13 protein-coding genes are annotated in these 12240 nt (G+C 48.5%); 12 read left to right on the top strand and 1 reads right to left on the bottom strand.

Translation table 11 applies throughout. The features are described 5' to 3' along the window. The first annotated feature begins 3 nt into the window (after nucleotides 1-3). The 3 genes from IJ369_RS05615 to ftsZ all read left to right on the top strand — a co-directional run bounded on the left by IJ369_RS05615 (nucleotide 4) and on the right by ftsZ (nucleotide 2329). Complete coding sequence (locus IJ369_RS05615) at nucleotides 4-687, top strand: DUF881 domain-containing protein (protein WP_290717047.1); 684 nt, start codon at nucleotides 4-6, stop codon at nucleotides 685-687. Nucleotides 688-689: 2 nt separating this feature from the next. Then, complete coding sequence (locus IJ369_RS05610) at nucleotides 690-1049, top strand: small basic family protein (protein ID WP_290717044.1); 360 nt, start codon at nucleotides 690-692, stop codon at nucleotides 1047-1049. Nucleotides 1050-1165: 116 nt separating this feature from the next. Continuing rightward, on the top strand, nucleotides 1166-2329 hold the full coding sequence (gene ftsZ / locus IJ369_RS05605) for a cell division protein FtsZ (protein WP_290717041.1): 1164 nt from the start codon (nucleotides 1166-1168) through the stop codon (nucleotides 2327-2329). A gap of 131 nt (nucleotides 2330-2460) precedes the next feature. On the opposite strand, the gene IJ369_RS05600 is transcribed toward ftsZ, so the two are convergent. After that, the gene (locus IJ369_RS05600) at nucleotides 2461-3387 is read right to left on the bottom strand and encodes a DMT family transporter (protein ID WP_290717038.1); all 927 of its coding nucleotides are present in this window, start codon (nucleotides 3385-3387) and stop codon (nucleotides 2461-2463) included. A gap of 254 nt (nucleotides 3388-3641) precedes the next feature. Here IJ369_RS05600 and IJ369_RS05595 point away from each other — a divergent pair, with 254 nt between their 5' ends. The 9 genes from IJ369_RS05595 to IJ369_RS05555 all read left to right on the top strand — a co-directional run bounded on the left by IJ369_RS05595 (nucleotide 3642) and on the right by IJ369_RS05555 (nucleotide 11904). Beyond that, a complete protein-coding gene (locus IJ369_RS05595; RefSeq protein ID WP_442859670.1) occupies nucleotides 3642-4529 on the top strand; it encodes a substrate-binding domain-containing protein in 888 nt (295 codons plus the stop codon). Between the two features lie 251 nt (nucleotides 4530-4780). Beyond that, on the top strand, nucleotides 4781-5632 hold the full coding sequence (locus IJ369_RS05590) for a substrate-binding domain-containing protein (protein ID WP_290717033.1): 852 nt from the start codon (nucleotides 4781-4783) through the stop codon (nucleotides 5630-5632). A gap of 114 nt (nucleotides 5633-5746) precedes the next feature. After that, nucleotides 5747-6589, top strand: a complete 843-nt coding sequence (pstC, locus tag IJ369_RS05585) for a phosphate ABC transporter permease subunit PstC (RefSeq protein WP_290717031.1) — start codon at nucleotides 5747-5749, stop codon at nucleotides 6587-6589. Further along, a complete protein-coding gene (gene pstA / locus IJ369_RS05580; protein WP_290717028.1) occupies nucleotides 6589-7467 on the top strand; it encodes a phosphate ABC transporter permease PstA in 879 nt (292 codons plus the stop codon). Before pstC ends, pstA begins: the two co-directional genes overlap by 1 nt. Continuing rightward, nucleotides 7467-8222, top strand: a complete 756-nt coding sequence (gene pstB / locus IJ369_RS05575; protein WP_290717026.1) for a phosphate ABC transporter ATP-binding protein PstB — start codon at nucleotides 7467-7469, stop codon at nucleotides 8220-8222. Before pstA ends, pstB begins: the two co-directional genes overlap by 1 nt. A gap of 3 nt (nucleotides 8223-8225) precedes the next feature. Then, nucleotides 8226-8888 carry a phosphate signaling complex protein PhoU gene (phoU, locus tag IJ369_RS05570; protein ID WP_290717024.1) on the top strand — a complete coding sequence of 221 codons (663 nt, stop codon included), beginning with the start codon at nucleotides 8226-8228 and terminating at the stop codon, nucleotides 8886-8888. Beyond that, complete coding sequence (locus IJ369_RS05565; protein ID WP_290717022.1) at nucleotides 8885-9544, top strand: HD domain-containing protein; 660 nt, start codon at nucleotides 8885-8887, stop codon at nucleotides 9542-9544. The genes phoU and IJ369_RS05565 overlap by 4 nt, the downstream gene beginning before the upstream one ends. 15 nt (nucleotides 9545-9559) lie before the next feature. Further along, nucleotides 9560-10234, top strand: coding sequence for a response regulator transcription factor (locus IJ369_RS05560; RefSeq protein ID WP_290717264.1), 675 nt, complete (start codon nucleotides 9560-9562; stop codon nucleotides 10232-10234). Beyond that, entirely contained in the window at nucleotides 10231-11904 is a 1674-nt protein-coding gene (locus IJ369_RS05555) for a sensor histidine kinase (protein WP_290717019.1), read from the top strand. The genes IJ369_RS05560 and IJ369_RS05555 overlap by 4 nt, the downstream gene beginning before the upstream one ends. Nucleotides 11905-12240: the final 336 nt, after the last annotated feature.

Here is a 12240-nt window from a genome sequence, read left to right as displayed (position 1 = left end):
AAGATGACAAAGCATCAGTATTCCATCGCCCTGACGGCCACCTGCGTCCTGCTGGGGGTCATCATCGGCGTGCAGTATAATACGGTAAAGCAGCAGCGTCTTTCTACGGACAATCAGCGACTTTCCGAAGTGACTCTGGCCCTGAATCAGGCTCAGCAGGAACGGGACGCCCTGCAGAAGCAGAATGAGAAACTGGAAAAAACATTGAAGGAGTATGAAGAGGGCACCTATGGCGGCGCGGATATGGAAGAGTTGTGGGCTTTTGCAGGGCTGACCAGCATCAGCGGAGAGGGCGTTATCGTCACCATGAATGACAGCAGCACCAACCTGGGCGGCGACCGAAATGCCTATCTCGTCCATGCGGAAGACCTGCTTGCCGTGGTCAATGAACTGAACGGCGCAGGGGCGGAGGCCGTTTCTATCAATGGGCAGCGCATGGTGGGCAAAAGCGCCATCACCTGCGCAGGCTCCATCGTCATGGTCAATGGTGTCCGTGTGGCGGCTCCCTTCGAAATAAAAGCCGTGGGCGACCCCGCTGTGCTGGATTCTGCATTGCATTTCCCCGGCGGCGTGGTGGACAACCTCTCCCCCTGGGGCATCGAGATCAGCGTCAGCCAACAGTCTGTTGTGACAGTCCCCGCCTATACCCAGACGGCCCTGTATAAAGATATGGAAGAGGAGGAATGACTATGTTGATACCCATTATCGGCCTTGCCATTGGCGTTGTGGTGGGCATCGTCAGCGGCATGGTGTTCCCTGCGGGCTATTCAGCCTATGTTGCCATGGGCATCCTGGCTTGCCTGGATTCTGTTATCGGCGGTGTCTATGCCAATCTGCAGGGAAAATTCCAAGGGAAGATCTTTTCCACGGGCTTGTTTTTTAACGGCATTTTCGCCATGGCCCTCATCTGGCTGGGTAATCAGCTTTCCATCGATCTTTCCCTGGCGGCAGTGGTGGTCTATGGCTCCCGCATGTTCAATAATTTCAGCCGCATCCGCATTTTCCTCTTGAATAAAGAGAAAAAAGAGATTATGATAGATTCTGAATGAAATTTTAAGAAAATTTGTTATGAAAACTTGCAATTTCCTATGGAAATCGTGCTTTTTTTCATGTATAATATAGGTTGATTAATTTTGTAGATAACTTTTTAGGAGGAGAATATATAATGCTTGAATTCGATATCCCTATGAGCAATATGGCACAGATTAAGGTAATCGGCGTTGGCGGCGGCGGCAATAACGCTGTAGATAGAATGATCGAAGACGGTCTGGACGGCGTGGATTTCATTTCCATCAATACAGACGGTCAGGCACTGGCAAAATCTAAATCTGCAACAAAGATCCAGATCGGCGAAAAGCTGACAAAGGGCCTTGGCGCAGGCGGCAACCCTGAGATCGGTCAGCGCTCCGTTGATGAAACACAGGACGACATCGCCCAGGCGCTGCGTGGCTCCGATATGGTATTCATCACAGCTGGTATGGGCGGCGGCACAGGCACAGGCGCAGCTCCCCGCATTGCTGCAATTTCCAAGGAACTGGGCATCCTGACAGTGGGCGTTGTGACAAAACCCTTCAATTTCGAAGGCAAAAAGAGAATGGGCAATGCAGAAAAAGGTATTGCTGAACTGAAAAAGAACGTGGATACACTGGTTATCATCCCTAACCAGAGACTGCTGTCCATCATCGATAAGAAAACAACTCTGACAGAAGCCTTCCGTAAAGCAGATGAAATCCTGCTGCAGGGCGTACAGGGCATTGCAGACCTGATCTCCAAACCCGGCGTGATCAATCTGGACTTTGCTGACGTGCGCACAATTATGGCAAACAGAGGCATTGCTCACATGGGCATTGGCCGTGCCAGCGGTGAAAATAAAGCAGAGATCGCTGCAAAAATGGCGATCCAGAGCCCTCTGCTGGAAACAACCATCGAAGGTGCAAAACATATCCTGATCAACTTCAGTGGTGATATGAACCTGGGCCTGATGGAAACAGAAGAAGCAGCAGAACTGATCAGAGAAGCAATCGATCCCGAAGCAGAAATCATCTTCGGTACAACCCTGAACGAAGAACTGGAAGACGAAGTTGTTGTTACAGTTATCGCAACAGGTCTGGAAGACGATGCGCCTGCATCCCATACAGAAGTGCCCAGAAGAGCTGTAGCTGAACCCGCTGCAAGAGCAGAAGAAAGAGTGGCACCCAAAGAAGAAGCACCCGTGGAAGAAAAGGTGCTGGATGAAGCACGCCCCGCTGCAAGAAGATTTGCAGATTTGGACTATGATTATGAATCCGAAATCAAAATTCCTGATTTCCTGACAAGAAAGAAATTTTAATTAACGAAATTCGAAGTGTTTCGAGGGCAGAGGGACTTGTTCCCAACGCCGACTGGAAAAAATAATCAATGATACATAAAAACTCCAAGTGTATACTTGGAGTTTTTTATTGTATGTAAAAAAATAAGCCCTCAGTTTTGAGGGCTTTCTTTTTTCTGTTCTTTTTTCGCGGGAACCAGGGAAAGCATCAGCACGGTGCCGACGATAAAGATAAAGCCGATATAATCCACCAGCTCAAGCTTTGTTTTCAGCCAGATGACAGAAACGATGGTGGAGGCCAAGGGCTCTGTGGCGGCGTAGAGACTGCTTTTGGTTGGGCCGATATAGCGGATGCCGTCCAGATAAATCAGATAGGCCAGCATGGTGCCGAAAATGATGGTAAATGCCAGACAAAGATAGGAGGGAACGTCCCAGTTGCCCTGACATTCCCACACGGGGTGGACAAAATTCATGGCGATGCTGCCAAGGAGCATGGCCCAGCCGATCAGGAGCATGGTGTTATATCTGGTCAGCAAGCGCACGGGGTATACCGTGTAAAAGGCCAGGGCAACACCGCTCAGCAGCCCCCAGAACAGCGCCAGGGGAGAAATGCTCAGACTGTGGATGTTGCCATGGGTTGCCAGAAGGAAGGTGCCAATCAGTGCGCCTGCCACGGCGATGGCTTCTATTTTTGTAGGCATCCTGCGATAACGGATGCTCAGATAAACAACGATCATGACAGGGGCAAGATACTGCAAAATGGTAGCAGTTGCCGGGTTGCAGTAGTTGATGGAGGCGAAATAGCCATACTGGGTGAACAGAAGGCCCACCAGGCTGAACAGCAGGATATCGATGCGATCCTGTTTATGGAGCCAGATCTCGAAGATGCCGCCATGCTTCACCTGATATACCGTCAGCAGGAAAATGCCGCTGATGAGCATGCGGGTGGCCACCAGCCATTCCGGCGTCATGCCCGTATTGCGAAAAAGATATTGGCCCGTTGCGCCGGAAAGCCCCCAGAAGCAGGCCGCAGCAATGCAGAAAACAGACCCCATCAGTACTTTATTTTTGATACGCATATGTAAAAACCTCATTATAATATGTACGATAACTATATAAAACCAAACTAATGCTATCACCTCTATATAAAAAAGTCAATCATGGGCAAATTGCAAATCAATGAACGTACCCATTAAAAAAAGTAATGGGAAACTTTTCGCAAATTTAACAGAAGTATGATTTTTCATTTAACTTTCGGCGCATATACTTTCCTTGTAAGCAAAAAACAAAGGAAATGTAAAAAAGGAAACAAGAGTAGTAAAAAAGGAGAGTAATGAACATGAAGAAATTTTTGACATTCGGCTTGACAATGGCAATGCTGGCAGGCGCACTGACAGGCTGCGGCGGCAGCGAACCTGCAGCAGAAGAAGACACAGCAGCAGGCGGCGCCATCACAGTAGTATCCCGTGAAGATGGCTCCGGCACAAGAGGCGCTTTCATCGAACTGTTCGGCATTGAAGAAAAGAACGACGCAGGCGAAAAGATCGACATGACAACAGATATGGCTGAAATCACAAACAGCACAGCTGTTATGATGACAACGGTTGCAGGCAACACAAATGCCATCGGTTATGTTTCCCTGGGCTCCCTGGATGATTCCGTAAAGGTTCTGTCCATTGATGGCGTAGAAGCAACAGTAGATAACATCAAAAACGGTACATACTCCGTAGCAAGACCCTTCAACATCGCAACAGGCGCAGAAGTAAGCGAAGTAACACAGGATTTCATCAACTTTATCCTGAGTGAAGAAGGCCAGGCAGTGGTAGAAGAAAATGGCTACATCAGCCAGGGCAACAACGGTGCATTCGAAAGCACAATGGCAGAAGGTAAGATCATCGTAGCAGGCTCCTCTTCCGTAACACCCGTTATGGAAAAGCTGAAAGAAGCTTACCTGGCCATCAACACAAACGCTTCCATCGAAGTACAGCAGTCTGACTCTACAACAGGTATGACTTCCACAATGGAAGGTATGTGCGACATCGGTATGGCATCCAGAGAACTGAAAGACAGCGAACTGGAAGCTGGCCTGACACCTACAGTCATCGCAATGGATGGTATTGCAGTGGTAGTAAACCATGAAAACGCAGTAAGCGGTCTGACAAGCGCACAGGTAAAAGATATCTTCACAGGCGCAGTAACAGACTGGGCAGAAGTGCAGTAAGCAGATATCCTAAATAAAAGAAACTTTTTCATAGTAACAATCTCCCACCCCATATACAAGTTATAAAAAAGAAGACAGGGTCCGGAGGGCAAACGGAAGCAAAGCAGGCTCTGTATTCGCCCCCGGGCCCTGTTTTGCGGTTTTACATAGATTTAACAAAATCATGGTAATCCATTTAACGTTCATTTCTTATACTTCTTTTGTAAAGAATAAGTTAAAAGAAAAAGAAAACTCAAAGGAGTGTATGTTAAATGAAAAGAAAATGCACAGCGGCTCTGGCGGCGTTCCTGTGTGCAGCCATGATGACAGGCTGCGGTGATATTTCCCACGTTAGCATCACCCCCGTTTCCCGTGAGGATGGCTCCGGCACAAGGGGCGCTTTCGTAGAGCTTTTCGGCATCCAGGAAAAAAATGAAGCCGGCGATAAGCTGGATATGACTACAGACATGGCAGAGATCACCAACAGCACAGCAGTCATGCTGATGACGGTAACAGGCAATAAAAATGCCATTGGCTATATCTCCATGGGTTCCATGAATGATGCTGTGAAAACACTGGAGATCGACGGCGTGGAAGCTACTTTTGAAAATATCAAAAATGGCAGCTACAAAATCGCCAGACCCTTCAACATTGCCACAAAGGCAGACGCCAGCCCGGCTACGCAGGATTTCATTAATTTTATTCTCAGCCAGGAAGGGCAGGCAGTCGTTGAGGAAAGCGGCTATATCAGCCGCGGCAATACAGGCGTATATACGCCTTCCGAAGCTAAGGGCAATGTGGTGGTATCCGGTTCTTCTTCCGTAGCTCCTGTCATGGAAAAGATCAAGGAAGCCTATGAAGCGGTAAATCCTAATGTCTCCATTGAAATGCAGCAGTCTGATTCCACCATCGGCATGAATTCCCTGAAGGAGGATATGTGCGATATCGGCATGGCCTCCCGTGAACTGAAGGAAAGCGAACTGGAAGCAGGCCTTATCCCTACGGTCATTGCCATGGATGGCATTGCCATCATCGTGAATCATGAAAATCCTTTGGATGACATGTCCAGCGAAGAAGTAAAGAATATCTTCAAGGGTGAAATCAAGGAATGGGCAGAATTATAAGAAAATAACTTCTGAAAAAGAGATAACCATATAAATGTGCAAAAGAAACTCGGAAAAGTACAAAAGATTACAAAACAACAAGAAAAGCGGTCCTTTTAAAAAGGAGGAAAGAAAATGATGAAAGAAAAAGTAATGAAAGGGGTCTTCATGGCGGCAGCAGCCCTGTCCATTCTGGCGGTTGCGCTTATCTGCGTGTTCCTGTTAGCCAATGGTGTGCCTGCCATCGAGGAGATCGGCGTAGCGGATTTCCTGTTGGGCGACACCTGGAAGCCTTCCAATAACATTTACGGCATCTTCCCCATGATCGTCGGCAGTGTATATGTCACAGCAGGTGCTATCATCGTGGGCGTGCCCCTGGGCATCCTTTGCGCTGTTTTTCTGGCGTGGTTCTGCCCCAAAAAACTTTACAAAGTAATCAAACCCGCAGTAGAACTTCTGGCGGGTATCCCTTCCATCGTATACGGCTTCTTCGGTCTGGTGGTTCTGGTGCCTATCATGCAGAATCTCTTCGGCGGCAGCGGTAAGGGCGTCTTAACAGCCTCCATCCTGTTGGGGATCATGATTCTGCCTACCATTATCGGCGTTGCGGAAAGTAATATCCGTGCAGTTCCTATGAGCTACTATGAAGGCTCCCTCGGCCTGGGCGCTACCCATGAAAGAAGCGTATTTTTCGCTGTGCTGCCTGCGGCAAAGCAGGGCATCTTGGCAGGCGTTATTCTGGGCATCGGCAGAGCTATCGGTGAAACTATGGCAGTTGTTATGATCGCGGGCAATCAGCCTGTAGTGCCCAACAGCATCTTCGGCGGCGTCAGAACGATGACAGCCAATATCGTTATGGAAATGGGCTACGCTGCCGATCTGCACAGAGAAGCATTGCTGGGCACTGCGGTAGTACTGTTCATCTTTATCCTGATTATTAACCTGTGCTTCTCTGTACTGAAAAGGAGGGCTGACTGATGGAACACATCGAAGCCATTAATACGCAATCATTCAAAGAAAGACTGGCATCCTATAAAAGAAGTCCCTTGTCCCTGTTCCTGGCGGTGCTGGTCATCCTTTCGGCAGTCATCACCCTGACGGTTCTGGTGGCGCTGATCGTATATATTCTGGCAAAGGGCATCCCCAATCTGAAGCCCGAACTGTTCGAATGGGAATACAATACCACCAACGTTTCCATGATGCCTGCCATCATCAATACGCTGACCATCACAGCCATGACGCTGATCTTCGCAGTGCCCGCGGGCATCTGCTCCGCCATCTATCTGGTGGAATATGCGAAGAGAGGGAATAAATTCGTTTCCGTCGTAAGAATGACAACAGAGACCCTGTCCGGTATCCCTTCCATTGTATTCGGTCTGTTTGGGTATCTGTTCTTCAATATCTATTTGGGCTGGGGCTATTCCATTCTGGGCGGTTCTTTGACCTTGGCCATCATGGTTCTTCCCCTTATCATGAGAACCACAGAAGAAGCTCTGCAGTCCGTTCCTGATGCCTACAGAGAAGGCAGCTTTGGCCTGGGCGCAGGTAAATTGCGTACCGTATTTCGCGTGGTTCTGCCTTCTGCGGTGCCCGGTATCCTGGCGGGTGTCATCCTGGCGGTGGGCCGTATCGTCGGCGAAACGGCGGCGCTGCTCTACCCTGCAGGCACAGCGGCACAGGTGGCAGATGGCTTCTTCTCCTCCGGCCGTACCCTGGCGGTACACATGTACGCATTGTTGAATGAAGGTTTATATATGGATCAGGCCTATGCGACAGCAGTCGTTCTGCTGGTAATGGTTGTCTGCATTAACGCATTGTCCTCTTTCATTGCAAAGAAAGCTGGTGTAAAAGCATAATGGATAAAAGTAAAATTTCCGTATCAAATTTAGATTTATATTATGGCGATTTCAAGGCCCTGAAAAACATCAATCTGGAACTGCCCGAAAAGGAGATCACTGCCTTCATCGGCCCTTCCGGCTGTGGTAAATCCACACTTCTGAAAAGCCTGAACCGTATGAACGACCTGGTGGAAGGCTGCAAGATCACAGGGCAGGTATTATTAGACGGGGAGGATATCTATAAAGGCATGGATATCAACCTGCTGAGAAAAAGAGTGGGCATGGTGTTCCAGAAGCCCAATCCCTTCCCCATGAGCATTTACGATAACATCGCCTATGGCCCCAGAACTCACGGCATCCGCTCCAAGGTACAGCTGGATGAGATCGTGGAAAAAGCATTGCGTGATGCGGCTATCTGGGATGAAGTAAAGGACAGACTGAAGAAAAATGCATTGGGTATGTCCGGCGGTCAGCAGCAGAGACTTTGTATTGCCAGAGCCCTGGCGGTACAGCCTGAAGTCCTGCTGATGGATGAGCCTACATCTGCGCTGGACCCTATTTCCACTTCCCGCATCGAAGAACTTGCGCTGGAGCTGAAAAAAGATTACACTATTATTATGGTAACACATAATATGCAGCAGGCGACTCGTATCTCCGATAATACGGCCTTTTTCCTTCTGGGCGAAGTGGTTGAATACGATAAAACAGAAACATTGTTCTCTATGCCTAAAGATCAGAGAACAGAGGATTATATTACAGGGAGGTTTGGTTGATTTATGGTACGTAGTCGTTTTGATTCCCAGCTGGAACAGCTGAATGTGGAACTGATCAAGATGGGGGCATTGTGTGAAGAAGCCATTACAGCTTCTATGTCTGCTCTCATCAAATATGATAAGTCTGTGGTACAGACTGTTTTTGAAAAGGATAATGAAATTGACAGAATGGAACGGGATATCGAGACCTTCTGCATGCGCCTTCTGCTGCAGCAGCAGCCTGTGGCAAAAGACCTCAGAGCCATCTCTTCTGCCCTGAAAATGATCTCTGATATGGAACGTATCGGCGACCAGGCGGGGGATATTGCAGAGATCATGGCCGTAATGAAAGACCATGACACAGAAAGTAAGCTGCATATCCAGGATATGGCAAGGGCAGCGGTAAAAATGGTAACAGATTCCGTAGATTCCTTCGTAAAGAAAGACCTGAATCTGGCTCGTTCCGTTATGAAGTATGATGATGTGGTGGATGAACTGTTCGACAAGGTAAAAGCAGAGATCATCAGCCTGATCAGTGAAGACCAGAAAAACGGTGAATTCTGTATCGATCTTCTGATGATCGCCAAATATCTGGAACGTATCGGCGACCATGCGACAAATATTGCGGAATGGGTCGAATTCTCCATCACAGGACAGCATGTAATTGCAGAAGAGGAGAGAAAATGATCACATACGAACAAATCAAGAAAAATGATGCCATTCGTACCTATATCCAGAAGGCCGACGAATCTCTGGCGGCTCTGGGCTTTACTGAACATTCCTTTGCCCATGTGACAAAGGTTGCGGAAAATGTGAAATATATTCTGGAAACCCTGGGTTTTTCCCATCATGAAGTGGAGTTGGGCATGATCGCTGCCTATCTGCACGATATCGGCAATCTGGTGAATCGTTCCGAACATTCCCAGAGCGGGGCAGTCATGGCCTTCCGTATCCTGGATAGGATGGATATGTCCCCCGAGGATATCGCCACAGTGGTGACAGCCATCGGCAACCATGACGAAGGCACAGGCGTGCCTGTCAATGCCATTGCGGCAGCCCTGATCCTGGCGGATAAGAGCGATGTACGCCGCAGCCGTGTCCGCAATCAGGATAAAAAGACCTTCGATATCCACGATAGGGTCAATTATTCCGTAGAAAAATCCGTTTTGAAGATCAACCAGGAGCATAGCCTCATCAAACTGAAACTGTCCGTTGACACCCATTATGGCTCTGTCATGGATTATTTCGAGATCTTCCTGGAACGTATGATCATGTGCCGCAAGGCGGCAGAAAAACTGGGACTGCAATTCAAGCTGATGATCAATGAACAGTCCCTCATTTAAGGTGGTGTTTTCATGCTGATTTATTTAGTAGAAGACGATAACAGCATCCGTGAACTGGTGGCGTATACGCTGCATAGTGCCGGCTTCCGTGCGGAGGGCTTCGAAAAGCCCTCTGCTTTCTGGCATGCCTGCGAAACCCAGCTGCCGGATCTGGTGCTATTAGACCTGATGCTTCCCGAAGAGGACGGCATCAGCATTTTGAAAAAACTGAGACAGGCCCCTCAGACAAAAAAAATGCCCATCATCCTGCTGACTGCAAAAAGCAGCGAGTATGATAAGGTCATGGGTCTGGACAGCGGCGCCGATGATTATGTGGCGAAGCCTTTCAGCATGATGGAACTGCTGGCAAGGGTGAAAGCGCTGCTGCGCCGGGCAGAAAAGGATGAAACAGAAGTGGTCTATCAGCTAGGCGATCTGACTGTGAATAAGACCCGTCATGAGGTAAAAGCAAGTGGCACAGAAGTGACCCTGACCTTGAAGGAATTCGATCTGCTTTGCCTCCTGATGGAAAACAGAGGACGCGTGCTGACCCGAGATCAGCTCCTCAACAGCATTTGGGGCTATGGCTTCGACGGGGAAAACCGTACCGTAGACGTACATATCCGTACGCTGCGTCAGAAGCTGGGCAGCTGCGGGGAATATATCGAGACCGTCCGCGGTGTTGGCTATAAAGTAGGTGGAAACGTATGACCAATCGTATTTTTCGTGCCATCTTCCTGGTGGCTCTTGCAGTCATGCTTGCCGTTTCTACCCTCATTATGGGGGTCATGTACAGCTATTCCTCTTTTGAAATGATGGAAGAGCTGCAGCGGGAAGCGGGCTATGTTGCCCGCGGTATTGAAATAGAGGGCATCGAATATCTGGAAGGGGTCGATCATTCCGATACCCGTATCACCTGGATCCATAAAAACGGCACGGTTTTGTATGACTCTGTGGCGGATGTTTCCGAAATGGACAATCACGGCAATCGCGAGGAAGTGCAGGAAGCCCTGGAAGAGGGGGCGGGGGAAAGTGAGAGAAGATCCACCACTCTTTCCAAAAGAACCTTATATTATGCCACACAGCTCAGGGATGGCAGTATCCTTCGTATGTCCGTGGAAATCATGAGTGTTTTGGCGTTGTTTATGACGGTGACCTTCCCCTTGATGCTGATTTTGGCGGTCATGGTAGGGGTGTCCCTGTTCCTGGCCTTCCAGACAGCAAAAAATATTACCAATCCCATCAATGAGATCGATTTGGAGAATCCTGATCGGGCTGTGGTCTATGAAGAACTGACGCCCCTTTTACGGCGTATCGCCGTGCAGAATCGGGAGATCCATCGCCAGATGGCGGAGTTAAAGCGCAGAAAAGAGGAATTCGATACCATCACATCCAATATGCAGGAGGGGCTCCTGGTGCTGGATGCGGAGGGGGATGTCCTTTCCTATAATGAAGGTGTGCAGAACCTGCTGGGCATCAGTCAGGTGGAAGAGGGGAAAAATGTTTTCGCTCTGAACCGCAGCGAAGCCTTCCGCCGTGGCGTAGAAGGTGCCCTGAAGGGGGAACATCGGGAAGAACGATTAGAGGTAAATGGGAAGATCTGCGAGATCATTGCCAATCCTGTCTTTAGAGACGGAGAAAATGCCGGCGTCATCATCATTCTCTTCGATGCAACGGAAAAAGAGGAAAGAGAGAAGCTCAGACGGGAATTCACCGCAAATGTTTCCCATGAACTGAAAACGCCCCTGACATCCATCTCCGGCTTTGCGGAGATCATGAAAAGCGGCATGGTCCGCCCTGAGGATATGGGCAACTTTGCAGGGAAGATCTACGATGAAGCCCAGCGTCTCATCGAAATGGTACAGGATATCATCAAGCTTTCCAAGCTGGATGAAAAGGACGGCATTCTGGAAAAGGAATGGGTGTCTATGGATGCCCTTGTCCTGGAGGTGAGGGAAAGACTTCTTCCCACTGCGGAGAAGAAAAATGTGACCCTGATTGCCCAGACCGAGCCCTTACAGTTCTTTGGTGTGAAGCAGGTGCTGACGGAAATGGTTTATAATCTTTGTGATAATGCCATCCGTTATAATAAGCCCGACGGAGAAGTGCGCCTGACTCTGCGCAGAGAGAAGGAAAAGCTCCTTCTGGAGGTGGCGGATACGGGCATTGGTATCGCTAAAGAAGATCAGAGTCGTATTTTCGAGAGGTTTTATCGGGTAGATTCCAGCCGCTCTGCGGAAAACGGCGGAACGGGGCTGGGGCTTTCCATCGTGAAGCATGGTGCGGCTTTGCATGGCGGGAAGGTTTCCATCGAAAGCCAGCCGGGGAAAGGGACGACTATGCGGGTGGTTTGCCCTTTGCAGCAGAAAAATGAAAAATAATGGAAAAATGATATAAAAGGCCCTCTTTGTTGTCCTGCGAAGAGGGTCTTTTTTTCTTTGGGGAAAAGTTGGCAGAGAAAAAAGCTGTCCATATGTAAAAAACAGGGAATTTATATTATTTTTTTTCGGAAAGACAGCTGAAGAAATGCACAAAATTATTGATAAAATATGTTTAATTTTGCACAGCGAATCGGGGGAATTAACTTGCATGCGAAACAAATTCATGTTAGAATGGGGCAAAGAGAAGCAGTATGAGTTTATAAATTTGTGAAAAAGAGCGTATGTTTCCAATAGAGTGATATTTTGGGCGTGCGCTTTTGTTGTGAGAAGCTTTTT

Source organism: Anaerotignum sp. (genome assembly GCF_017483025.1).
Lineage (GTDB): Bacteria > Bacillota > Clostridia > Lachnospirales > Anaerotignaceae > Anaerotignum_A.
The sequence above is the reverse complement of the archived record's forward strand: the minus strand, read 5'-3'. Positions and strand labels throughout refer to the sequence as shown.